The following is a 24858-nucleotide window of genomic DNA, read 5'->3' on the forward strand; positions in this document are numbered from 1 at the left end:
ACGACATCTCATGGCACGTGTGAAAAGGGCCGTCAACGCCCAGAAGAAGCGCCGCACCATCCTCGAGGCCTCGAAGGGCTACCGCGGCCAGCGGTCGCGCCTGTACCGCAAGGCCAAGGAGCAGCAGCTCCACTCGATGACCTACGCCTACCGGGACCGCCGTGCCCGCAAGGGCGAGTTCCGGAAGCTGTGGATCCAGCGCATCAACGCTGCGGCCCGCGCCAACGACATCACCTACAACCGCTTCATCCAGGGCCTCAAGCTCGCGGGTGTCGAGGTCGACCGCAAGGTGCTCGCCGATCTGGCCGTCACCGATCCGGCCGCGTTCACCGGTCTTGTCGACGTCGCCCGCAAGGCGCTGCCGGACGACGTCAACGCGCCGGCCGCCTGATTCGGCCAGCCGCCTGATCTGACGATCCGAGACGACCCGCGATGGATGTGCTCACCGAGCGATCCGCGCGGGTCGTTTCGCTTGCCAAGCTGCACCGGGCCCCGGTGCGCCGGGCCGAGAACCTCTTTCTGGCCGAAGGCGCCAACGCCGTCGACGCCGCGCTGACCAGCGGTCGTGCGCAGCGGCTGTTGGTGGCCGACGATGACGCGTCGCGGCACACTGGGCTGCTGGATCGCGCGGCGAAAGCCGGGCTGCCGGTGCACCGGCTGACCGCGCGGGCCGCCGGCAAACTCGCCGACACCACCACCGCACCGGGCATCTTCGCCGTGTGCGAGCTGCTGGCACTCGCGCTCGACGATGTGGACCTGGCCGCCGCCGGGTTCGTCGTGGTCGCCGTGGAGCCGCGCGACCCGGGGAATGCCGGCACTCTGATCCGCTGCGCTGATGCGATGGGCGCCGCCGCGGTGATCCTGCTGGGCGACGCGGTGGATCCGCACAACGGCAAATGCGTACGCGCCAGTGCCGGCAGCATCTTCCACGTGCCGGTGGTCGCCGACCGCGACACCGGCGCGGCCCTGACTCGTCTGCGCGAGGCCGGGCTCATCGTGCTGGCCACCACCATGGACGGCGAGCTGCCGTTGCCGGCCGCCGGTGAGGTGCTCGCCGCGCGGCACGCCTGGCTGTTCGGCAACGAGGCGCACGGACTGCCCGCCGGCATCGCCGCCGCCGCCGACCATCGGGTGTCGATCCCGATCCGCGGCCGCGCCGAAAGTCTCAACGTGGCCGCGGCCAGTGCGATCTGTCTCTACGCGGCCGCGGAAGCCCAGCACACGCCCTGAGTCAGACGGCGTAGTTTCCGCGGTTGCTCTTGGTCTTGCCCTCCTTGAGGACCAGCAGGATGTTCTCCGGCTTCCCCAGGGAGTCCGCGTCGGTGCTCGGATCGCCCTTGACCACCACCACGTCGGCCAGTTTCCCCTGCTCCAGGGTGCCGAGCTTGTCGTCCAGGCCGCACAGCTCGGCCGAGGTCTTGGTGCCGGCGACGATGGCCTGCACCGGCGTCATCCCCCCGTACTTCACCAGGAGCCCGATCTCACCGAGATTGGTGCCGTGATCGGGGACCAGTCCGGCGTCGGTGCCGACGGCGATCTTGATCCCGGCCTCGACGGAGGCCCGCACCGAGTCCTGCGCGATCTTGTGCCATTTGGTGCTCTTCTCGACGGCCTCCGGGGTCGCGGTGTCCGGATGCAGGGTCTCCAGCAGCGTCGGCACCAGGTACTGACCGCGTTCGACCATCTCCTTGCGGAGTTCGTCGGTCAGGGCGTAGCCGTGCTCCACGCTGCGCACGCCGGCCTTGACGGCCGCGGTGATCCCGGCCAGACCGATCGCGTGTGCCGCCACAGGGCGGCCGCCGTAGTTCGTGCCCTCCTCGACCAGGGCTGCGACGATCTCCTCACGGGTGCCGAGCCAGTCCGGGTCGTCGCTGGGCGAGCTGACGCCGCCGCTGGAGGCCACCTTGATCACGTCGACGCCGTCGCGGAGCAGTTCGCGGGCCTCGAGCCGGGCCTCATCGACGGTGTCCACCAGCACACCGCCGATCAGGGCGGTTCCGTCCACCCCGGAGGGGGCGTGGAAGTCGGCGTGGCCACCGCTCTGGCTGAGCATCTTGTCGGCCACCAGCAACCGCGGGCCCTCGATCAGGCCGTGCGCCACCGCATCTCGCACCCCGACGTCGACGCCCATCATGTCCCGCACCGTGGTGACGCCGGCCTCCAGCGTCACCTTGAGGCGGTCGATCAGCTGGTAATAGCGGTACGACGGCGGGACCATCGCGGCCATCAGCGGTGATCCCTTGGTGCCGGGCAGCGACAGATGGACGTGCACGTCGAAGAACCCGGGGCAGACGGTGTTCCCGTTCAGGTCGATCTTGACCGGACCGGTCGAGTCGTCGACGGCCGGCGCGCCGGCCGCCGGACCCGCGTAGGTGATGGTGTCGTCGTCGATCACCACGACGGCATCGGTCACCGGATCGTTGCCGGTGCCGTCGATCAAGCGTGCATTGTGCAGGACTGTGGTCGTCATACTCATTGTTTACACGGCGAACCGCTCGGAGAGCGGCTATGCCACGCGATTGGCACGGGCGTGCGCACGGTCGGCACAGAAGCCGGTTTCCGGTCAGCCGGGGATGACGGCCTTCACCGGCTGGGTCACCTTCTCGGTGGCGCTCCCGTCGCCGACCCGGCCGTCCTTGTTGAAGCCCCAGCAGTACACGTCGCCGTCGGAGACGGCGCACGACGTACTGGTTCCGGTCATCACGGCGGTCACCTTGCCGAGGCCGTTGATCTTGGTGGGCGTACGGAGCACGTCCGAGGATCCGGACGCACCGGCCTGCGCGAGGCGGTCATTGCCCCAGCAGTAGACGTCGTCGTCGGCGGTGGCGCACTTGGTGTCGACGTCGGTGCTCACCGTGTGTGCGGTGCCGGGAATGCCCGTGACCTGGCGCGGAGTCTTCTGCGGTGTGGGCGTGGTGTCGTCGTTGGAGAAGTCGGCACCCCAGCAGTAGACCTCGTTGTCGGCGACCGCGCAGACCTGGGTGAATGCGACCTTGTCGGCGGTGCCGGTGCCGACGGAGATGGAGGAGACGTTCTCCAGTTCGCGTACCTGCAGCGGACGGCTGGTGCCCTTGTCGTTGCTGCCGTTACCCAGTTGGCCGTTGTAGTTGTCGCCCCAGCAGTACGCCAGGTTCTCACTGGTCACCGCGCAGGTGTTGCCCGTGCGGACCTGCAGGGAGGTCGCCTCGCTGATTCCGTCGACCTTGGCGGGGGACTTGAGCTCTTCGCGCTCTTCGCTGCCACCGCCCTCGCCGCGCGAATTCCAGCCCCAGCAGTAGACGTCGCCGTCGGAGATCGCGCAGGTGGTGTATTTGTCCGTGCTGATAGCGGTCACCTCGCCGAGGCCGTTGACCTTGACCGGGGTCTGCTGGTCGGTGTTGTCGGCGTTGCCCAGTGCGCCGAACAGGCCTGCGCCCCAGCAGTATGCGTCGCCCTCGGCCACGGCACAGGCGGTGACCGCGGCCGGAGACGAACTGGAGGTGTATCCGCCGAGCGACACGGCGGTGACGCCGGTCAGGTTCGGGACCTTGCCGGGTGTGGTCCGCGAGTTGGTGCCGCCGTCGCCGAGTTGGCCGTCGGAGTTGTTGCCCCAGCAGTACAGTTCGTCGTCTTCCACCGCGCACACCGATCCCATGTACGAGGCGAGCTTGGCCTGGTCAGCGGCGGTCGGCACCACCGGCGGCGGATCGGACTTCGGCCACCACAGCGGTGAGGTCGCGGCAACGGCGATCAGGACGACCGCTGCGGCAGCCAGCCCGATCCACAGACCTTTGCGGCTCTTCTTCGGGGCCGGCGGCCCGCCCGGCTGGCCGGGCATGGCCGCCATCGGCGCCCAGCCCTGCGGTGCGCCGGGGTATCCCGGCGGGGGACCGGGCTGGAACGGAGCGGGGTGCCCGGGAACGGACGGCTGGGAAGTGTGTCCGGGGGCGGTGTACCCGGGCGCGGACGGTTGGGAACCGAAGCCGGCGACGCCCATCGGAGGGACCGGCGCCACCGCGGTCGCGGTGCCCGAGGAGGTCTGGCCCAGCGCCCGATGCAGTTCGGCGGCGAACGAACGGCAGTCCGGGTAGCGGGCCGCCGGGTCTTTGGCCATCGCGCGTTCGAGGACCGGTGCCAGCGGAGCCAGGTCGGGCCGCACGTGGGCGAGCGACGGGACCGGTTGCTGCAGGTGCGCCATCATGATCGACGCGGAGGTGTCGCCCTGGAACGGGGGAGTGCCGGCCAACAGGGTGTAGGTGGTGCAGGCCAGCGAGTACTGGTCCGAGCGGGCGTCCGCGTGGCGACCGGAGATGATCTCCGGGGCGGTGTAGGCCATGGTGCCGACCACCGAGTTGGCGGCGGTGAGCTGCGGTGAGTCCGACAGCCGCGCGATACCGAAGTCGAGCACGACGGCCCGGCGGAGGGCGCCGCTCTCGTCCCGGGTGATCACGATGTTGGCCGGCTTGATGTCGCGGTGCACCACCTGGCGCGCGTGCGCGTAGTCGAGGGCGTCGGCGACCTGTCCGACCGCGGTGACCACTTCGGCGGCCGACAGGCGCACCGACGACAGATCCGGTCCGTCCAGGTAACTCATGGTGAACCACGGCGAATCACCCTCCACGCCGTAGGCGTAGACGGTGATGATGCTCGGATGGTCCAGCGCGGCGGCGGTACGTGCCTCGTTGGTGAATCGCTGCTGGAAGTCGCGGTTGGACGAGCCGCCCACCGAGATCACCTTCATGGCTTCCCGGCGCAGCAGGTGGGGATTCTCCACGATGTACACGTCGCCCATGGCGCCGGAGCCCAGTTGGGCGACGACGCGGTATCCGGCGATGAGTGAACCGGGTGCTGCGGACACAGCGGCCTCCTGACGTCCTAGTTGAACCGTGGTCGTAGGTAGGGACAATCTAACGCAGGCAGCCTATGGGCCAGCGGGTCGCAGGGCCTTTCCGCAGGTGGCTTCGGCCCCGCCAGCGATCACCTGCTCGCGGGGCCGGAGTCCGGCGACGGTCGGGTTCGAACCGTCAGACGCTGGTCACATGGATAGCGGGCTGGCGATCCGCCCAGGGCAGCGCGGTCTCGAGCTGCGCGGCCACCCGGAGCAACAGGCCCTCGGCGCACATCGGGCCGGCCAGTTGAACGCCGATCGGCAGGCCGGTATCCGACATGGCCACCGGTAGGCTGATACCGGGTGTTCCGGTGGCGTTCAGCAGCGGTGTGAACGAACAAGTCTCGAAGATCCGGCGCGTCCAGCCTGCGGCATCCAGATCGGCGTTCGCATCGAGATGGCCCAGCTTCGGTGCCGGTGTATTGGTGGTCGGTGTCAACAGGACGTCGTACTCGGTGAAGAACCGCCCGACTTCCCTGGAGACCGTATTGACCACGGCATTGGCTGCGCCCAGTTCCACCGCGGTCACCCGGCGGCCGTACTGCACGCACGCCCAGCTGGTGGTCTCGAGGTTGTCCGGACCGGCGTGCAGCCCGGTCATGGCTTCGACTCCGGCGACCGACTCGGCCAGGAAGGCCGACCAGATCACCACGTTCGCGTGCATGAACTCGTCCCAATCGAAGACCGGGGTCGCATGTTCCACCTGGTGGCCGGCGGACTCCAGGACCGCAGCCGTCGCCTCGGCGGCCGCGGCGACCTCGGGGTCGACGAAGGTCCCGGCCCACGACTCGGTGTGCACGGCGATGCGCAGTCGGCCCGGGTCGGCACCCGCCTCCTGCGCCCACGGCCGCGCGGGCGGCGCGATGATGAACCGGTCACCGGGGAACGGGCCCGCCACGTCGTCGAGCAGGGCGGCCGCATCGCGCACCGAACGGGTCACCGCGAACTCGATGGCGAATCCGCTGAGCGCATCGCCGAGGTCGGGGCCGAGCGGAACCCGCCCACGGCTCGGTTTGAGACCGACCAGACCGTTGTAGGCCGCTGGGATCCGGATCGAACCGCCTCCATCGTTGGCGTGCGCGACCGGTACCGCGCCGGCGGCGACCAGCGCGCCGGAACCGCCGCTGGAACCGCCGGCGCTGTGCTCGATGTTCCACGGGTTCCGGGTGGATCCGTACGCGAGGGCCTCGGTGTTGGCGTTGAACCCGAACTCGGGTGTCGTCGACACCGCGACGGTCGCGAGCCCCGCCTCCCGGAACCGCTCCATCAAGTGAGTGTCGGCGGGTGGCCGGATGCCCTCGCCGAGCATGCGCGTCCCCATCTTGGTGGGTACGCCCGCTGCGTGGCAGACGAGATCTTTGAACACGAACGGCACGCCGGCGAACCGTCCGCCCGGCGAGTGCCCGAGGGGCCGCTCGAAGGGACCGGCGGCCACCGCGTTGAGCTCGCCGTTCACCGCGGTGACGGCGTCGATCGCGAGTTCGGCGACTTCCTCGGCGCTGATCTCGCCGGCGGCCAGCACTTCGGCGAGGCCGGTGGCGTCGAGCGCAGCGTATTCTTCGGGTTTCATCGAGGTCCTCCTGTGTTCGTGGTGCCCGGACACGGTGTCCGGCACGTCACTGATCGTGCGGCGTTGTGCTCTGTGACACATCGGCCGAACGGCCGAGACGTTCCGAATCCGCGATCGGGCCTCTCGCGCGGTCAGTAGACTCGCCACCGGTAGAGAGGTGGCACGACGTGGACATGGCGTGGTGGACCAGGTTCGCCGAATCGGTGAGAACCGCCGGTCGCGGAGACGCGCCGATCACCGACGCCGTCCAGATGGCACGTGACGGTCTCGGCTTCGACTGCGCGGCACTGTTCGGTGCGCAGGCCCGCGGCGGAGCCGCAGGGCAACCCGTCGTCGTCAACATGGACTACCCGGACACGGTCGCGCACTACATCTCGACGACGTATGCCGCGCGCTGTCCCGGCCACCGCATCGCCCTGGAGAGGGGTGTGGCGCAGCGATTCGTGGACCTTCCGTTCGATATCCGGCAGACCTCCACTTACCGCGATGCGCTCGGTCCGCAGGGCTTTCGGGAAGGAGTGACGCTGCCGCTGGGGCCGGTCCGTCCCGGGGAGTCTCGGCCGGCGTTCCTGGCGATGAGTTCGACGCACGCGCTGCCGCTCGACGAGGGGGCGTGCGTGGCACTGACGATGCTGGCCCCGGAGCTGGGCAGGCTGGTCGACCCGGCGGGTGTGCCTGCGGCGCCGCCGGCCGGGCTCGTTCTGCGAGTGTCGGGCGACCACGTCGAGGTTCGCCTGGGCCACCTGGCTGACGCGCCTCTCGATCATGTCGACTGCGTGCGGTTCGCGGGTCTCGCCGGGACGGGGATCCCGGTCGGGTTGCGCACCCGGGATCGGAACGGTCAGTGGTGGCGACTGCTCGCGATACCCGGGCGCGGCGGGGTCACCCTCCGGATGTCGCGGACCCCGGTTCCGGACGACTTGACGCCGCGGGAGTTGGACGTGGTCGGTCTGGTATCGCGGGGCTGGTCGAACGAGCAGATCGCGGCCGCCCTGAGAGTGACGGTGCGAACGGTGCGCACGCACATCGAGTCGGCACTCGCCAAGACCGGGACGGCGAACAGGACCGCGCTGACTCGGTCGGCGTGCGAGCGTGATCTCGACAGTCTCATCGCGCTCGCCGCGGCCAGGCGTTCGGGCTCGCCGGCGTGTGCACCGTGCTGATCTCCCCGCGGTAGCCTCCGGAACCGCCGCGAGGCGGGCGATGTGCTGGTCGATGGGCTGGTCGACTAATCTGGGACGGCATTAGAAGGCAACGATGAGGAGCGCCGGACCGGTGTCAGCAGACCCACAAGGAGAACGGTTTCTCTCCGCGGAGGAACTCGACGCCGCGGTGACCGCGGCGGCCGCGGATTTCGCCGCGGCCACGGACCTGGAGGCCCTCGCGGCGGCCAAGGTCGCGCACACCGGTGATCGCTCCCCGGTCGCCCTGGCCCGCCGAGCCCTGGGATCGCTGCCGAAACAGGAGCGGTCGGCGGCCGGGAAGCTGGTCAACGAGGTGCGTGGACGGGTCGCTGCGGCCCTCGACGAGCGCACCGCCGTCCTCACCGCCGAGCGCGACGCGGCCGTGCTGGTCGCCGAGACGCTCGACGTGACGCTGCCGGCGGCGCGGCGGCGGGCCGGCGCCCGCCATCCGATCACCGTGATCGCCGATCAGGTGGCCGACGTCTTCGTCGCGATGGGCTGGGAGATCGCCGAAGGCCCGGAGGTGGAGACCGAGCACCACAATTTCGATGCGCTCAACTTCCTTCCCGATCATCCGGCCCGGTCGATGCAGGACACCTTCTACATCGCCGGCGACGGCGAGGGCGACGAGGCCTCCCGGCTGGTGCTGCGCACGCACACCTCGCCCGTGCAGGTGCGGTCCATGCTCGACCGCGAGTTGCCGATCTATGTGGCCTGCCCGGGCCGCACCTTCCGGACCGACGAACTCGACGCCACCCACACCCCGGTCTTCCACCAGATCGAGGGGCTGGCGGTGGACGAGGGGCTGACCCTGGCCAATCTGCGCGGCACCCTGGAGACCTTCGCGAAGGCACTGTTCGGGCCGGACACCACCACCCGCATGCGGGCCAGCTACTTCCCGTTCACCGAGCCCTCGGCCGAGGTGGACGTGTGGTTCCCGGCCAAGAAGGGCGGCGCCGGCTGGGTGGAATGGGGCGGCTGCGGGATGGTCAACCCGAATGTGCTGCGCGCCAACGGTATCGATCCCGAGGTGTACAGCGGATTCGCCTTCGGCATGGGCCTGGAGCGCACCCTCCAGTTCCGCAACGACCTGCCCGACATGCGCGACATGGTGGAGGGCGACGTCCGCTTCACCCTGCCGTTCGGCGCGGCGCTGTAGGCCCCCCGGGCCCGCGCAACCCACTCCGACCACCCTGTACCCGCACCGACGCGAAAGAAGTTCCCCGTGCGCCTCTCCCAGTCCTGGCTGACCGAAGCACTGCAGGCCGGTGCCCCCGGCTGGTCGGCATCGACCGCCGACATCGACGCCGGCTTCGTCCGCGTCGGCTTCGAGATCGAGGACGTCGAGCCCTTCCCGGAGATCACCGGGCCGCTGGTGGTGGGCCGGGTCGCCGAGATCGAGGAGCTCACCGAGTTCAAGAAGCCGATCCGGTTCTGCCTCGTCGACGTCGGCGGGGAGCAGTCGCAGGAGATCGTGTGCGGCGCCCGGAACTTCGCGGTCGGCGACCTGATCGTCGCAGCGCTGCCCGGCTGTGTGCTGCCCGGCGGTTTCGAGATCGCCGCGCGTAAGACCTACGGCAAGGTGTCCGACGGCATGATCTGCTCGGTCTCCGAGCTGGGCATCGGCACCGACCACTCCGGGATCCTGGTCCTGGCGCCGGGAACCGCCGAGCCGGGCGAGGACGCGGTCGAGGTGCTGCGGCTGCGCGACGTCGCCGTCGACGTCAACGTGACCCCCGACCGCGGTTACGCCTTCTCCATGCGCGGCCTCGGCCGCGAGCTGGCCGGTGCCTTCGGCCTCGACTACGTGGATCCGGGACTGCCGGGCGAACCCCTCGCCGGTCAGCCCGGCGAGCCGTGGCCGGTCCGGCTCGACGACGACGGCGGCGCCGCCCGGTACACCGCCCGCGTCATCGACGGGGTGGACGCGGCCGCGGTGTCCCCGTGGTGGATGGCCAAGCGCCTCATGGTGGCCGGCATCCGCCCGATCTCGGCCGTGGTGGACGTGACCAACTACGTGATGATCGAACTGGGCCAGCCCCTGCACGCCTTCGATGCGGACAAGGTGACCGGCACCGTCGTGGTCCGGGCCGCGCGGCCGGGGGAGACCCTCGAAACGCTCGACGGTGTGGTCCGCACGCTCGATCCCGAGGACGTGGTGATCGCCGACGACTCCGGGCCGATCGCCCTGGCCGGTGTGATGGGCGGCGCGGCCACCGAGGTGGGCGCGGACACCACCCGGGTGCTGCTGGAGTCGGCGAACTTCGACCAGGTGCGCGTCTTCCGGACCGGCAAGCGCCACAAGCTCAGCTCCGAGGCCGCCAAACGCTTCGAGCGGCTGGTGGATCCGGAGATCACCGCGGTGGCCTCCGATCGCGCCGCCCGGCTGATCACCGAGGTCGCCGGTGGCCGGATCACCGGGGCGCTGTCGGACGCCCGCGCCGAGCGCGCCCCGATCGCCGCGATCGTCATCGACGCCGATCTGCCCGACCGGACCGCGGGCGTCGCCTATCCGGAGGGCACCACGGCCGCGCGCCTGCGCGAGGTCGGCTGCACGGTGGACGGGGAGGCGATCCTGACCGTCACCCCGCCGTCGTGGCGGCCCGACCTGAAGCAGCCCGCCGATCTGGTGGAGGAGGTGCTGCGGCTGGAAGGTCTGGAGGACATTCCCGCCGTGCTGCCGAGTGCTCCCGGCGGCACCGGTCTCACCCCCCGCCAGCGCCGGCGCCGCGCGGTGGGCACCGCGCTGGCCACCGACGGCTTCGTCGAGGTGCTGCCTTATCCGTTCATGCCGGCCGGCGTCTTCGACGTCTGGGGTCTGGACGCCGACGATCCGCGGCGCGACACCGTCCGGGTGCTCAATCCACTGGAGTCCGAACGGCCCGAACTCAACACCACGCTGCTGCCGGGGCTGCTGGAGATGGCGGCGCGCAACCTGTCCCGCGGAAACCGCGACCTGGCGCTGTACGCGATCGGGCAGGTGGTGCTCGGCGGGAGCCGGGGTCCGGCGGTGAGCGCCCTGGACGTCACCCGGCGCCCGACCCCCGAGGAGCAGACGGCACTGGATGCCTCGCTGCCGGCGCAGCCGGTGCACGTCGGCGCGGTGTTGACCGGCCTGCGTGAGCCTGCCGGACCGTGGGGGCCGGGCCGGGCGGCTGACGCCTACGACGCCTTCGAGGCCGCGCGCACCATCGCGGCCGCCGCCGGGGTGGAGATCACCCTGGTCGCCGACCGGCACCTGCCCTGGCATCCCGGACGCTGCGCGCGTCTCGAGGTGGACGGTCACCCGGTCGGTTACGCCGGCGAACTGCACCCGGCCGTCCTCGAGCGGGCCGGCCTGCCGCCGCGGCTGTGCGCGCTGGAACTGGACCTGGACGGCCTGCCGCTGCGGACCGTGTTGCCCTCGCCGCAGGTGTCGCCGTTCCCGGCGGTCCTGCAGGACGTGAACGTCGTGGTCGCCGAGGACGTCCCGGCCCAGCAGGTGCAGGACGCCCTCGCCGCCGGAGCCGGCGAACTGCTGGAGGCGATCTCGTTGTTCGACGTCTTCACCGGTGAGCAGGTGGGGGAGGGCAACAAGTCGCTCACCTTCGCCCTCACCTTCCGCGCACCGGACCGCACGCTCACCGAGGACGAGGGGAGCGCAGCCAAGCTCGCGGCCGTCGAGCACGCGGGGGAGGCGGTCGGCGCGCGTCTGCGCTGACCGAGGACCGCCATGTACTGGATCATCGCCGTCGTCGCCGTCCTGATCGTGGCGGCGATCACCTACTGGCTGCATCGTCGGCTGGTGGTCGCCACCGGCCTGCGCGGCGGATGGTCCGTGGCGGCGAACACGATCCTGGTGGCCGGTTCGCTCGCGGGCGTGAGCGCCTTCCTCGTCGGCGCGGGAGTGCTCGACCCGGCGTGGGCACGGCCCCTCGGCTGGATCGGCTACACCTGGTGGGCGGTGCTGTTCTATCTGATCCTCGGGGTCACGCTGATCGGGATCATCTCGCTGATCCAGCGGGCGGTGGGCCGCCTGCGGTCGGCGCGCCGGGGCACTGCGCCGCCGGTGCGCCCGCAGCGCTGGTTGCAGATCGCTACCGCGGTCCTGGTGATCGCCGCACCGGTGATCGTCGGCTACGGCGTGTTCGAGGCGAACCGGCCGCAGGTCACGCAGGACACGGTGACCGTACCCCGCCTGCCCGCGCAGTTCGCCGGCCTGCGGATCGCCGTCGTCACGGATCTGCACGTCGGGCCGGCCCGCGGCGCCGGGTACACGCAGCGGGTGGTCGACCTGGTGAATGCGGAGCACCCGGACGTGGTGATCCTCGGCGGGGACCTGGCCGACGGCACCGTCGCACAGGTCGGTGGTGACCTGGAACCGCTGCGCGACCTGCGCGCCCCGCTGGGGGTCTTCGGGGTCAGCGGCAATCACGAGTACATCGCCGACGACGGCGGGTCCTGGCTCGACTTCTGGTCCACCCTGGGGGTCCGGCCGCTGCGCAACGAACGCGTCGAGCTCCACCGGGACGGGGCGGTGATCGATCTCGCGGGCGTCTACGACGCGACCGCGCCGGAGCCCTACCGTCCGGACCCGGGGAAAGCGCTCGACGGACGCGATCGCGACCGCGTCCTGCTCTACGCCGCCCACCAGCCGAAGCAGGCCGAGGAGGTTCAGGGGCAAGGGGTGGACCTGCAGGTGTCCGGGCACACGCACGGCGGGCAATTGTGGCCGTTCGGCTACGCGGTGGGCCTGCAGCAGCCGGTCGTGACAGGATTCGGTCAGGTCGGCGACGTGGAGGTCTTCGTCTCCCGCGGTGCCGGATCTTGGGGGCCGCCCGTCCGGGTCGGTGCACCGCCGCAGATCGCACTGCTCACCCTCCAGCCCTAGGCGCGAGACGCACCGACCCCGGTGATGAATTAAGTTGCAGTGTCGTGCATAATGTTCGCATGACAGTACGGATTGCGGTGGCAGGTGCCAGTGGCTATGCGGGAGGCGAGATCCTTCGGCTTCTCTGCGGTCATCCGCGCCTGGCGACCGGCGAACTCGAGATCGGCGCGCTCACGGCGGGCGGCAACGCCGGCACACGGCTGGGCGAGCACCACCGGAACCTCCTTCCGCTGGCCGATCGGGTGCTGGAGGAGACCACCCCGGACGTGCTGGCCGGGCACGACGTCGTATTCCTCGGACTGCCGCACGGCCAGTCCGCGGTGATCGCCAACGCCCTCCCGCCGACCACCCTGATCATCGACTGCGGCGCCGACTTCCGGCTGCGCGACGACGCCGAGTGGACCCGCTACTACGGGGGCGACCATGCCGGCTCCTGGCCGTACGGCATGCCGGAACTGCTCGACAACCGGACCGAACTGGCCGGCGCGAACCGGATCGCGGTCCCCGGCTGCTATCCGACGGTCTCCATCCTCAGCATCGCGCCGGCGCTGGCCGCCGGCCTGGTGGAGCCGCAAGTGCAGGTGGTGGCGCTGTCGGGAGCGTCGGGCGCCGGGCGCGCACCGAAGGTGGGGCTGCTGGCCTCGGAGGTGATCGGCTCGGCCCGGGCCTACGGCGTCGGTGGCGTGCATCGGCACACCCCGGAGATCATTCAGGCGCTGTCGGTGGTCGCCGGTCAGCCGGTGGACGTCTCGTTCACCCCGGTCCTGGTGCCGATGGCCCGGGGCATCCTGGCCACCTGCACGGCGCGGACCACGGCCTCGATCGACGAGATCCGTGAGGCCTACCTGTCCGCCTACGCCGACGAGCCCTTCCTGCACCTGCTGCCCGACGGCGAGTTCCCCGAGACCGGCTCAGTGGTGGGCAGCAACGCCATCCAGGTCGGCCTGGCCGTCGACGAGCGGGCGGGCATGCTGGTCGCGGTCGGCGCCGTGGACAATCTGACCAAGGGCACCGGCGGTGCCGCCGTGCAATCGATGAACCTGGCGCTGGACTGGGGCGAGACCGAAGGACTGACCACCGTGGGACTGGCTCCGTGAGCGCGCACGAACGGCTGATGCGGCGCCAGGGCGTCACGGCCCCGCTCGGATTCCGCGCGGCGGGCCTCACCGCCGGCCTCAAGGAGTCGGGCAAGCCCGACCTGGCGCTGGTCTTCAACGAGGGGCCCGACCTGGGTGCCGCCGCCGTCTTCACCCGCAACCAGGTCAAGGCCGCCCCGGTCCTGTGGACCGAGGAGATCATCAAGAGCCGGCGGGTCCGCGCCGTGATCCTCAACTCGGGCGGCGCCAACGCGTGCACCGGCCCCGGCGGTTTCCAGGACACCCACGCCACCGCCGAGACCGTTGCCGAAACACTGTCGAACTGGGGCACGCCCACCGGCGCCATCGAGGTGGCCGTCTGCTCCACCGGCATCATCGGCGAGCGGCTGCCGATGGACAAGCTCCTGGCCGGGGTCACCGAGATCGTCCACGAGATGGGCGGCGGCCTGGAGGGCGGCACCGACGCGGCCTGGGCCATCATGACCACCGACACGGTCCCCAAGCAGGTGGCCCTGCACCATCCGGGCGGCTGGAACGTCGGCGGCATGGCCAAGGGCGCCGGCATGATGGCGCCCTCGCTGGCGACGATGCTCGTGGTGCTGACCACCGACGCCAAGGCGAGCCCGGAGATGCTCGACCTGGCGCTGCGGCGCGCCACCGCACTGACCTTCGACCGGCTCGACGTCGACGGTTCGACGTCCACCAACGACACCGTGCTGCTGCTGTCGTCGGGGGCCAGCCAGATCGAGGTGAGCCAGGAAGAGCTCGACGCCGCCGTCCTGGCCGTGTGCGACGATCTCGCCGCCCAGCTGCAGGCCGACGCCGAGGGCGTCACCAAGATCTGCACCGTCACCGTCCGGGGCGCGCGCACCGAGGACGACGCGCTCGCCGTCGCCCGCACAGTGGCCCGCGACTCCCTGGTGAAGACCGCCTTGTTCGGCTCCGACCCCAACTGGGGGCGGGTGCTCGCCGCCATCGGCATCTCGCCGGTGACGATCGACCCCGACTCGATCACGGTGTCGTTCAACGGCTCCGCGGTCTGCCGCGACGGCACCGGCGTCCCCGGCGCCCGCGAGGTGGACCTGAGCGGAGACCGCATCGACGTCGTCGCCGACCTGGGTCTCGGTGAGGCCCAGGCCACCATCCGCACCACCGACCTGTCCCACGCCTACGTCGAAGAGAACTCGGCCTACACCACATGAGCACCGACCCGAACCCTCCGGCCGTCACGGTCACCCCCTTGCAGAAGGCCGCCGTCCTCGCCGAATCGCTGCCCTCGCTGGCAGCTCTGCACGGGCGCCGCGTGGTGGTGAAGTACGGCGGCAACGCCATGGTCGACGACCAGCTCAAGCGGGCCTTCGCCGCCGACATGGTGCTGCTGCGCGCCTGCGGCATCCATCCGGTCGTCGTGCACGGCGGCGGCCCGCAGATCTCGGCGATGCTGAAGCGGCTGGGGCTGGACGGGGAGTTCCGCGGCGGGTTCCGCGTCACCACCCCCGAGGTGATGGACGTGGCCCGGATGGTGCTGTTCGGCCAGGTCGGCCGGGAACTGGTCGGGCTCATCAACGCTTTCGGTCCGTACGCGGTGGGCCTGACCGGTGAGGACGCCAAACTGCTGACCGCCACCCGCCGCACCGCCGTGGTCGACGGCGAGCCCGTCGACATCGGTCTGGTCGGCGACATCGCCGCGGTGAACACCTCCGCGGTCGACGACCTGATCGGCGCCGGCCGCATCCCGGTGATCTCCACCATCGCGCCCGACGTGGACGGGGTGGTGCACAACATCAACGCCGACACCGCCGCCGGAGCGGTCGCCGCGGCCCTGGGGGCCGAACACCTGGTGATGCTCACCGACGTGGAGGGCCTGTACACCGACTGGCCGGATCGGGGGTCGCTGGTCTCGGAGATCGACGCCGACGGGGTGGCCGAGCTGCTCCCGCGGCTCGACGCCGGGATGATCCCGAAGATGGAGGCCTGTCTGCGGGCCGTCGAGGGCGGCGTGCGCGCCGCACACGTGATCGACGGACGCGAGCCGCACGCCGTGCTGGCCGCACTGCTCACCGAGTCCACGGCCGGCACCACCGTCATCGCCGGCGACTCGGGGAAGGGACAGGCATGACCGCCCCACTGCAGGAGCGCTGGAACACGGCGCTGATGAACAACTACGGCACCCCGCCCGTCGCGCTGGTGCGCGGCGAGGGCGCGGTGGTCTACGACGCCGACGGCAAGGAGTACCTGGACCTGCTCGGCGGCATCGCGGTCAACGCTCTCGGACACGCCAATGCCGATCTGGTGCGCGCGGTGACCGAGCAGCTGAGCACCCTGGGACACGTCTCCAACCTGTACATCTCCCCGGTGGTGGTGGAGCTGGCCGAGCGGCTGCTCGACGCCTTCGGCCGGCCCGGCCGCGTGTTCCTCTGCAATTCGGGGACCGAGGCGAACGAGGCCGCCTTCAAACTGGCGCGCCTGACCGGGCGACCGCAGATCGTCGCCGCCGACGGCGGCTTCCACGGCCGCACCATGGGGGCGCTGGCGATGACCGGGCAGCCGGCCAAACGCGGGCCCTTCGAACCCATGCCCGCGGGGGTCGATTTCGTGCCGTACGGCGACGTCGACGCCCTGGCGGCCGCCGTCTCCGAGCAGACCGCCGCGGTGATCCTGGAGCCGATCCAGGGCGAGAACGGGGTGGTGGTCCCGGGACCGGACTACCTGGCCGCCGCGCGCCGGATCACGCGGGAGCACGGTGCCCTGCTGATCCTGGACGAGGTGCAGACCGGGATCGGCCGCACCGGAGTGATGTTCGCTCACCAGCGCGCCGGGATCATCCCCGATGTGATCACCCTGGCCAAGGGACTCGGCGGGGGTCTGCCGATCGGTGCCGTGATCGCCACCGGCCCGGCCGCGGACCTGTTCGGTCCCGGGCAGCACGGCACCACGTTCGGCGGCAACCCGGCCGCCGCGGCGGCCGCGCTGGCGGTGCTGGCGTACATCGACGACCACGCGCTGCTCGATCACGTCGACTCGGTGGGCAAGACACTGGCCACCGGTATCGGCGACCTGGACCACCCGCTGGTCGCCGGGGTGCGCGGGCAGGGGCTGCTGCTCGGCGTGGTGCTGAACGCACCGGTCGCGGCGGCCGCCGAGGCCGCCGCCCGCGAGCGCGGTTTCCTGATCAATGCGCCGGCACCGGGCGTGCTCCGGCTGGCGCCCCCGCTGATCCTCAGCGAAGAACAGGCCGCCGGCTTCGTCGCCGCGCTGCCACAGATCCTGGATGCGGCGGCAGAGGCCGCCGCAGCGGCCGAGAAGGGCGACTCATGACCCGGCATTTCCTGCGCGACGACGACCTGACCCCCGCCGAACAGGCGGAGGTGCTGGCGCTGGCCGCCGAACTGAAGAAGGACCCGGTCGGCGTGAAGCCGCTCGCCGGGCCGCGCGCCGTCGGCGTCATCTTCGACAAGAACTCCACCCGCACCCGCTTCTCCTTCGAGGTGGGCATCGCCCAGCTCGGCGGGCACGCGGTGGTGGTCGACGGTGCCAACACCCAGATGGGCCGGGACGAGTCCTTCGCCGACACCGGCCGCGTGCTGTCCCGGTTCGTCGACGCGATCGTCTGGCGGACCTTCGGGCAGGATCGCCTCGAGGCGGTCGCCGAGTACGCGAGCGTCCCGGTGGTCAACGCCCTGTCCGACAGCTTCCACCCGTGCCAGGTGCTCGCCGATCTGCTCACCGTCACCGAGCACAAGGGCAGCCCGGCGGGGCTGACGATGACCTATCTGGGCGATACCGCGAACAACATGGCGCACTCGCTGGCGCTGGGCGGGGTCACCGCCGGCATGCATGTGCGCCTGTCCGGACCCGAGGGCTTCGACCCCGATCCGCAGATCCTGGCCGCCGCGGAGGCCCGGGCCGAGCAGACCGGCGGCAGTGTCCAGGTGATCGACGATCCGGTGGAAGCCGCGACCGGCGCGGACGTTCTGGTGACCGACACCTGGGTGTCGATGGGGCAGGAGGGCGACGGCCTCGATCGGGTCGGTCCGTTCCGTCCCTATCAGATCAACGGCGCACTGCTGGCCCGGGCGGCCGAGGGGGCCATCGTGCTGCACTGCCTGCCCGCGCACCGGGGAGAGGAGATCACCGACGAGGTGATCGACGGCCCGGCCAGCGTCGTCTTCGACGAGGCGGAGAACCGCCTGCACGCCCAGAAGGCCCTGCTGACCTGGCTGCTGGAGCGGCAGTGACCGGCGCCGGGAGCCCCGCGGATCGCCCCGGCCCCGGTGAGGGGGAGCCCGACCACGTCCGGCTCGCGGCGACCCGTGCCGGACGCCTGGCGCGCATCATCGAGATCCTCACGCAGCAGCAGGTCCGCAGCCAGCTCGAGTTGCGTCAGTTGCTGGCCCTCGAGGGCATCGAGGCGACCCAGGCCACCCTGTCCCGCGATCTCGATGAGCTCGGGGCGGTGAAACTGCGGGCCGCCGACGGCGGGGCCGGCGTCTACGTGGTGCCCGAGGACGGCAGCCCGGTCCGGGGCATCGCCGGCGGCACCGATCGCCTCGCCCGACTGCTCAGCGATCTGCTGGTCTCCACCGATGCCTCCGGAAACACCGCGGTGCTGCGGACACCGCCGGGGGCCGCCCAGTACCTGGCCAGCGCACTGGACCGGGCGAGCCTGCCCGACGTGGTCGGCACCATCGCCGGTGACGACACCGTCTTCGTGCTGGCCCGCGACCCGATGACCGGGGCTGCGCTCGCCGAGCTGATCGAACGCCTCGTCTGACCCGAACCACCCCCAGACCCGAACCACGCCAGTCCCGAACCACGCCAGACCCGAACCACGCCAGACCCGAACCACCCTGACAGGAGTGATCACGCCATGGCCGACGACGCCGAGCGGACCGAGACCACCAACACCGGAGCTCTGTGGGGCGGACGTTTCGCCGACGGGCCCGCCGCGGCGATGGCCGCCCTCAGCAAGTCCACCCACTTCGACTGGGTGCTGGCCCCGTACGACATCGCTGCCTCGAAGGCACACGCGCGAGTGCTCAACGGCGCAGGCCTGCTGACCGACGACGACCTCGCCACCATGCACGAGGGCCTGGACCGGCTGGCCGCCGACGTCGCCTCGGGCGCCTTCGTGGCGGCCGAAACCGACGAGGACGTGCACGGGGCCCTCGAGCGCGGCCTGATCGACCGGGTCGGTCCCGAGGTGGGGGGTCGGCTGCGCGCGGGCCGCTCCCGCAACGACCAGGTGGCGACGCTGTTCCGGATGTGGCTGCGCGACGGTCTGCGCCGGGTGGGCTCGGAGGTGCTCGACCTGGCTCAGGCCCTGGTCGGCCAGGCCGCCGGCAATCCGGGCGTGGTGATGCCCGGCAAGACGCACCTGCAGGCCGCGCAGCCGGTTCTGCTGGGGCACACGCTGCTCGCGCACGCGCAGCCGCTGCTGCGTGACGTCGCGCGGATCGTCGACGCCGACCGGCGACTGGCGGTGTCGCCGTACGGCTCCGGCGCCCTGGCGGGTTCGTCGCTGGGACTGGATCCGGCGGCGATCGCCGCCGATCTGGGCTTCGACAGCGCCGCCGACAACTCGATCGACGCCACCAGTTCGCGCGATTTCGCCGCCGAGGGGGCGTTCGTCCTGGCGATGATCGGCGTCGACCTGTCGCGGCTCGGCGAGGACGTGATCTTGTGGAGCACGCCGGAATTCGGGTACGTGACGCTCGCCGACGCCTGGTCCACCGGCAGTTCGATCATGCCGCAGAAGAAGAATCCTGACGTGGCGGAGCTGGCGCGCGGCAAGGCCGGCCGGCTGATCGGCAACCTGTCGGGCCTGATGGCCACCCTCAAAGCGCAGCCGCTCGCCTACAACCGGGACCTGCAGGAGGACAAGGAGCCGGTCTTCGACTCGGTGGCCCAGCTGGAACTGCTGCTCCCGGCGATGACCGGACTGGTCGCCACCCTGGAGTTTCATCCCGAACGGATGGCGGAACTGGCCCCGGCGGGCTTCACCCTCGCCACCGACATCGCCGAATGGCTTGTGCGGCAGGGAATCCCGTTCCGTATCGCGCACGAGGTGGCCGGCGCCTGCGTCCGTGCCGCCGAGGAGCGCGGCACCGGTCTGGCCGAGCTGTCCGACGAGGAGTTCACCGCGATCCATCCGGCGCTGACCCCTCAGGTGCGCGAGGTGCTCACCGTCTCCGGTTCGATCGAGTCCCGCAACGCACTCGGTGGCACCGCTTCGGGCCAGGTCCAGCGCCAGATCGAGGTCGCCGAGGCGACGATCTCCCGGTTGCGGGGGGCGCTGAGCTCGAGTTTGCGGCATCGGTAGAGTGATCCGCATCGCACACGTGGAGTCGTGAGAGAGGTGCCTCAGTGGTAGGACTGCCGAATGTCGGGGGTGCGGTCGGCAGGATCGTCGCGACCGCTCAGAACGGTCTGGAAGTGATCCGCCTCGGCGGATTCGACACCGGTACCGAGCCTGCTCCGTATCGCGTGGTGGAGACGGAGAAGATGTACCGTCTGCGCCGCTACTTCCCGGACGACCCCGGCGACGGCTACTCGCACGTGATCCTGATCCCGCCGATGATGGTCTCGGCCAACGTCTATGACGTCACCGCCGACAACGGTGCGGTGTCGATCCTGCACCGCCACGGGATCATCCCGTGGGTCATCGATTTCGGCTCGCCCGATCACGAAGAGGGCGGCATGGAACGCACCCTCACCGATCACGTGCTCGCGATCAGCCGCGTGGTGGATCTGGTGCACCGGGTGGTCGGCCGGGACGTGCACCTGGGCGGCTACTCCCAGGGCGGCATGTTCGCCTACCAGACGGCGGCGTACCGGCGGTCCGAGGGCATCGCCAGCGTCGTGACCTACGGAAGCCCGGTGGACGTCCTGGCGGCGCTGCCGCTCGGCGTCCCGGCGAGTCTGGCGGTCCCCGGGGCCGAACTGCTGGCCGACAAGGTCTTCACCCACCTCTGGATCCCCAGCTGGCTGGCCCGCACCGGATTCCAGCTGGCCGATCCGGTCAAGACCGCGCGCAGCCGCGTGGACTTCCTGCGCAAGCTGCACGACCGCGATGCACTGCTGCCGCGTGAGGATCAGCGCCGGTTCATCGAACAGGAGGGCTGGGTGGCATGGTCGGGCCCGGCCGTGGCCGAGCTGCTCAAGCAGTTCGTCGTCCACAACCGGATGGTCTCCGGCGGATTCGTGATCGACGGGGACATCGTCTCGATGACGGAGATCACCAGCCCGGTCCTGGCCTTCGTCGGCGAGACCGACGACATCGGGCAGCCGCTCGCGGTGCGCGGCATCGCCTCCGCGGCGCCGGACGCCGACGTCTTCGAGACCGTGGTCCCCGCCGGGCATTTCGGCCTGGTGGTCGGATCCACGGCGGGACGCCTGTCGTGGCCGACCACGGCCGAGTGGATCCGCTGGCGCGACGGCGAAGGCGACCAGCCGGACACGGTTGCGCCGATGAGCCCCGACCGCGAGGGGCGCGGCTCGGGAATCAGCTGGTCCGATCGCCTCACCTACGGCGTCGGACAGGTGGCCGGAGCCGGCACGGTGATCACCAAGGAGATCGTCGGGGCGGTGGACACCCTGCAGCGCACTACACGCGCAGTGGCCAGCGAATCGGTCCGGACCGTTCCGCGGCTGTTCCGGCTGGGACAGATCCAGCCGTCCACCCGGATCTCGCTCGGCAAGCTGATGAGCGAGAACAACCGTCGCAGCGGCGACGCCGAGCTCTTCCTGTTCGAGAACCGCGTATTGACCCACGAACAGGTGAACACCCGCATCGACAACGTTGTGGCGGGCCTGATCGAATGCGGCATCCGGCCCGGCGAGCACCTCGGCGTGATGATGGATCCGCGTCCGAGTGCGCTGGTCGTCATCGCCGCTCTGTCGCGGCTCGGGGCGGTCGCCGTGCTGCTGTCGACCGCCGACGACCTCGACGAGATGATGACCGAGTCGGAGACGCGGGTGGTGGTGGCCGACCCCGATCACCTGGAGATCGCGGCGGCGGTGAGTGACCGCGTCCTGGTCCTCGGCGGCGGCGAACAGCGCGTGATCGATCGCGCCGACGGCATCCACGTGGTCGACATGGAGCAGATCGATCCAGCCCAGGTCCGGCTGCCGGCCTGGTACCGCCCCGATCCCGGGCTGGCCGGCGATCTGGCCTTCATCCTGTTCACCCGGGTGCAGGGCCGCCTCACCCGCTGGTCGGTCACCAACCACCGGTTCGCCATGTCGGCCTTCGGTGCGGCCGCGGCCGCGGGCCTGTCCACCCACGACACCGTCTACTGCCTGCCGCCCCTGCATCACGCCTCGGGACTGCTCACCACGCTGGGCGCCACCGTCGCGGGCCGGTCGCGCATCGCGCTGTCGCGCGGGGTGGACCCCGAACGCTTCCAGACCGAGGTGCGGCGCTACGGCGTCACCGTGGTGTCCTACACCTGGTCGATGCTCAGCGACGTGCTGCATGCGCCCGGATTCGATCCGGCGCAACTGTCGTCGGTGCGGCTGTTCATGGGCTCGGGACTGCCGACCGGGTTGTGGGCCGAGATCGATCGTGAGCTGCCGAACGCGAAGGTACTCGAGTTCTTCGCCACCGCCGACGGCTCGGCGATCCTCTCGAACATCGACGGCAGCAAGATCGGCGCGATGGGCCGCCCGCTGCCGGAGACCAACGCGGTGGATCTGGCCGCGTACCGCCCGGACGTGCGGCAGCTCGAAGTGGACGCCGACTCCGGGTTCGTCCGCCGCGCCGAGATCAACGAGGTCGGCATGTTGATGGCGCATGCAGGCCAGCGGTACGAGGCCGGTGGTCGTGTCTTGCGCGACGTCTTCCGCCCGCGTGACCGTTGGGAGGTGTCTGGGCTGTTGTTCCGCCGGGACCACGAGGGGGACCTGTGGTTCATGGGTTCGGAGGCCGCCGTCATCGAGACGTCCGACGGCGTCGTCTATCCCGAGCCGATCCGGCAGGCGCTCTCGCGGGTGCCGTCGGTCGATCAGGTCATCGTCTTCGGCGTCGGAGAGCACGGCGCACAGGTGGCGGTGGCGGCGATCACGCTGCGCGAGGGCGCCACCTCGACGACGCCGACTCAGCTGCGCATCGCCCTCGGTGAGCTCGCGGCGATCCAGCGGCCCCATCTCATCACGGTGGTCGGTTCCATTCCGGTGAGTGAGTCGTACCGGCCGCTGGGTTCGGAGCTGGTGCGGCGCGGTGTGCCGAGGCCCGGTCCGCGTACCTGGTATCGCGATTCCGAAGGCCGGTACCGCCGATACACCAAGTCCGCCGCGGAGTCGATCGACTGGTCCCGCCCGACGCCGGAGCCGGTGGCCGTGCGCCCGGCACCCGCGGCGTCGCACAACGCGACCGGCCGGTCCGGGAGCAAGCAGCCCGTGACGGTGGTGGACGCGGTCGCCGAGTAGCCTGAGGTCCGGCGAAAAGGAGCACACATGACTTCACGTGCAGAGCAACTGGATCCGGTGGTGCGTGCGCGCCTGGTCTGTCCGCAGGACCTCGGCGAACTGATCGATGCCGGCGACGAACTGTACAACCCGCGGCTGCGGGTGGCCTATGCGATCGACGAGCTCGGGATACCGAACATGCTGATCGCCGACGCCCGCAAGGTCGGCGACGACGAGCATCAGCTGTTGGCCGGCGAAGCGAAGGAGCAGTGAGCGGCCTCGTGGGCAGTGACATCCTCGACGAACTGTCGTGGCGCGGGCTGATCGGACAGACCACCGACGAGACCGCACTGCGCGCGGCGCTCGAGCAGCCCGTCTCGTTGTATGCGGGTTTCGATCCGACGGCCTCGAGTCTGCACGCCGGACACCTGGTGCCGCTGCTCACGCTGCGACGGTTCCAGCTCGCCGGGCATCGGCCGGTGGTGCTCTCCGGCGGAGCCACCGGTCTGATCGGCGACCCCCGGGACGTCGGTGAACGCACCATGAACTCCGCGGACACGGTCGCCGGCTGGGCCTCGAGGATCGTCGACCAGCTGGAGCGCTTCGTCGACATGGACTCGTCACCCACCGGTGCGGTCCTGGTGAACAACCTCGACTGGACCGGTGAGCTGTCGGCGATCGACTTCCTGCGGGAGGTGGGTAAGCACTTCTCGGTGAACGTCATGCTGGCACGAGACACCGTCAAACGGCGCCTCGAGTCCGATGGCATCAGCTACACGGAGTTCAGCTACCTGCTCCTGCAGTCCAACGACTACCTGCAGCTGTACCGGCGGTACGGGTGCGTGCTGCAGATCGGCGGCTCCGATCAGTGGGGCAACATCGTCGGCGGCGTCGACCTGATCCGCAAGGTCGACGGGGCCGCCGCGCACGCGCTGACCGTTCCGCTGGTCACCTCGGCCGACGGCAAGAAGTTCGGCAAGTCCACCGGCGGCGGCAGCCTGTGGCTCGATCCGGAGCTCACCTCGCCGTACGCCTGGTACCAGTACTTCGTGAACACCGCCGACGCCGACGTCGTCAAGTACCTCAAGTGGTTCACGTTCTTGAGCCGCGACGAGATCGCCGAGCTGGAGACCTCCGTCGCCGAGAAGCCCTTCCTACGCGAAGCGCAGAAGAGGCTCGCCGCCGAGATGACGACGCTCATCCACGGTCCCGAGCACACGGCCGCGGCCGAACTCGCCAGTCAGGCGTTGTTCGGACGCGCCGAACTCGACGGACTCGACGAGGCCACGCTGACCGCGGCACTGGGGGAGACGGGCGTCGCCGAGTACCCGGCCGGGGCGAAACCGACCATCGTCGACCTCCTGGTGGACTCGGGGCTGGCAGCCGGCAACAAGGCCGCCCGCCGCGCCGTCGATGAGGGCGGTGCCTACGTCAACAACGTCAAGGTGACCGATTCCGCGTGGACACCGGGGGAGGCTGATCTGCTGCACGGCCGCTGGCTGGTGCTCCGCCGCGGGAAGAAGACCTTCGCCGGCGCCAAGATCGGGGCCTGACCAGGCGAGTTGTATCCCCTGGGGGCTCTGTGTAGTCTTATCCAAGTCAGCCGAACACAAAGATTTCGATAGAAATCCACAAAGTAGGCTTGACACGGCTCCACTACTTGGTTACAGTAGGAAGTCCGGTCGCAGAGAGTCGAGTCCAACGGATTCGACGGGACTGCCGGCCGAGTGTTCCTCCCCCTCGGGGGAGGGCCATCCAACCGTCAGAGCGATTTGACGGTCGGTGACTTCACGACATAACCTGGAGTAGTTGCCCGTTATGCGGGTGGCGGAACCTGTAGCTCATTGAAGTTCGCACGGCGA

Annotated in this window: 19 protein-coding genes; 16 read left to right on the top strand and 3 right to left on the bottom strand. The window is 70.5% G+C overall.

The genetic code is table 11. The features are described 5' to 3' along the window. The first annotated feature begins 10 nt into the window (after nucleotides 1-10). A complete protein-coding gene (gene rplT / locus ABD732_RS13445; RefSeq protein ID WP_344784514.1) occupies nucleotides 11-391 on the top strand; it encodes a 50S ribosomal protein L20 in 381 nt (126 codons plus the stop codon). Between the two features lie 41 nt (nucleotides 392-432). Further along, a complete protein-coding gene (locus ABD732_RS13450; RefSeq protein ID WP_344784516.1) occupies nucleotides 433-1230 on the top strand; it encodes a TrmH family RNA methyltransferase in 798 nt (265 codons plus the stop codon). A 1-nt stretch (nucleotide 1231) separates the two neighbouring features. Here the strand turns inward: ABD732_RS13450 and ABD732_RS13455 are convergent, their stop codons facing one another. The 3 genes from ABD732_RS13455 to ABD732_RS13465 all read right to left on the bottom strand — a co-directional run bounded on the left by ABD732_RS13455 (nucleotide 1232) and on the right by ABD732_RS13465 (nucleotide 6437). Further along, entirely contained in the window at nucleotides 1232-2470 is a 1239-nt protein-coding gene (locus ABD732_RS13455; protein ID WP_344784518.1) for a metal-dependent hydrolase family protein, read from the bottom strand. Between the two features lie 93 nt (nucleotides 2471-2563). After that, nucleotides 2564-4837, bottom strand: a complete 2274-nt coding sequence (locus ABD732_RS13460; RefSeq protein WP_344784520.1) for a protein kinase domain-containing protein — start codon at nucleotides 4835-4837, stop codon at nucleotides 2564-2566. A 166-nt stretch (nucleotides 4838-5003) separates the two neighbouring features. After that, nucleotides 5004-6437, bottom strand: a complete 1434-nt coding sequence (locus tag ABD732_RS13465; RefSeq protein ID WP_344784522.1) for an amidase — start codon at nucleotides 6435-6437, stop codon at nucleotides 5004-5006. 173 nt (nucleotides 6438-6610) lie between these two features. On the opposite strand from ABD732_RS13465, the gene ABD732_RS13470 reads away from it, so the two are divergent. From ABD732_RS13470 to tyrS, 14 genes are all read left to right on the top strand, one after another. Continuing rightward, on the top strand, nucleotides 6611-7600 hold the full coding sequence (locus tag ABD732_RS13470; protein WP_344784589.1) for a LuxR C-terminal-related transcriptional regulator: 990 nt from the start codon (nucleotides 6611-6613) through the stop codon (nucleotides 7598-7600). A gap of 112 nt (nucleotides 7601-7712) precedes the next feature. Continuing rightward, nucleotides 7713-8780, top strand: a complete 1068-nt coding sequence (pheS, locus tag ABD732_RS13475) for a phenylalanine--tRNA ligase subunit alpha (RefSeq protein WP_344784524.1) — start codon at nucleotides 7713-7715, stop codon at nucleotides 8778-8780. A 66-nt stretch (nucleotides 8781-8846) separates the two neighbouring features. Further along, on the top strand, nucleotides 8847-11321 hold the full coding sequence (pheT, locus tag ABD732_RS13480) for a phenylalanine--tRNA ligase subunit beta (RefSeq protein ID WP_344784526.1): 2475 nt from the start codon (nucleotides 8847-8849) through the stop codon (nucleotides 11319-11321). Nucleotides 11322-11333: 12 nt separating this feature from the next. Then, nucleotides 11334-12491, top strand: coding sequence for a metallophosphoesterase (locus ABD732_RS13485; protein WP_344784528.1), 1158 nt, complete (start codon nucleotides 11334-11336; stop codon nucleotides 12489-12491). 59 nt (nucleotides 12492-12550) lie between these two features. Then, a complete protein-coding gene (argC, locus tag ABD732_RS13490) occupies nucleotides 12551-13588 on the top strand; it encodes an N-acetyl-gamma-glutamyl-phosphate reductase (RefSeq protein WP_344784530.1) in 1038 nt (345 codons plus the stop codon). Further along, a complete protein-coding gene (argJ, locus tag ABD732_RS13495; protein WP_425553049.1) occupies nucleotides 13543-14790 on the top strand; it encodes a bifunctional glutamate N-acetyltransferase/amino-acid acetyltransferase ArgJ in 1248 nt (415 codons plus the stop codon). Before argC ends, argJ begins: the two co-directional genes overlap by 46 nt. Next, the gene (gene argB / locus ABD732_RS13500; RefSeq protein ID WP_344784532.1) at nucleotides 14787-15707 is read left to right on the top strand and encodes an acetylglutamate kinase; all 921 of its coding nucleotides are present in this window, start codon (nucleotides 14787-14789) and stop codon (nucleotides 15705-15707) included. Before argJ ends, argB begins: the two co-directional genes overlap by 4 nt. Continuing rightward, nucleotides 15704-16906 carry an acetylornithine transaminase gene (locus ABD732_RS13505; RefSeq protein WP_344784534.1) on the top strand — a complete coding sequence of 401 codons (1203 nt, stop codon included), beginning with the start codon at nucleotides 15704-15706 and terminating at the stop codon, nucleotides 16904-16906. The genes argB and ABD732_RS13505 overlap by 4 nt, the downstream gene beginning before the upstream one ends. Then, on the top strand, nucleotides 16903-17826 hold the full coding sequence (gene argF / locus ABD732_RS13510) for an ornithine carbamoyltransferase (protein WP_344784537.1): 924 nt from the start codon (nucleotides 16903-16905) through the stop codon (nucleotides 17824-17826). Before ABD732_RS13505 ends, argF begins: the two co-directional genes overlap by 4 nt. Continuing rightward, nucleotides 17823-18362 carry an arginine repressor gene (locus tag ABD732_RS13515; protein WP_344784539.1) on the top strand — a complete coding sequence of 180 codons (540 nt, stop codon included), beginning with the start codon at nucleotides 17823-17825 and terminating at the stop codon, nucleotides 18360-18362. Before argF ends, ABD732_RS13515 begins: the two co-directional genes overlap by 4 nt. A gap of 96 nt (nucleotides 18363-18458) precedes the next feature. After that, entirely contained in the window at nucleotides 18459-19910 is a 1452-nt protein-coding gene (argH, locus tag ABD732_RS13520; RefSeq protein ID WP_344784541.1) for an argininosuccinate lyase, read from the top strand. 44 nt (nucleotides 19911-19954) lie between these two features. After that, entirely contained in the window at nucleotides 19955-23017 is a 3063-nt protein-coding gene (locus tag ABD732_RS13525; RefSeq protein WP_344784543.1) for an AMP-binding protein, read from the top strand. A gap of 27 nt (nucleotides 23018-23044) precedes the next feature. Continuing rightward, nucleotides 23045-23269 (top strand): Trm112 family protein, encoded by a 225-nt coding sequence (locus ABD732_RS13530; RefSeq protein ID WP_344784545.1) that lies wholly within the window; start codon nucleotides 23045-23047, stop codon nucleotides 23267-23269. Next, nucleotides 23266-24549, top strand: coding sequence for a tyrosine--tRNA ligase (gene tyrS / locus ABD732_RS13535; RefSeq protein WP_344784547.1), 1284 nt, complete (start codon nucleotides 23266-23268; stop codon nucleotides 24547-24549). The genes ABD732_RS13530 and tyrS overlap by 4 nt, the downstream gene beginning before the upstream one ends. The last annotated feature ends 309 nt before the right edge of the window (nucleotides 24550-24858 follow it).

The organism is Gordonia caeni (assembly GCF_039537105.1).
In the GTDB taxonomy this organism is placed as follows: Bacteria; Actinomycetota; Actinomycetes; order Mycobacteriales; family Mycobacteriaceae; genus Gordonia; species Gordonia caeni.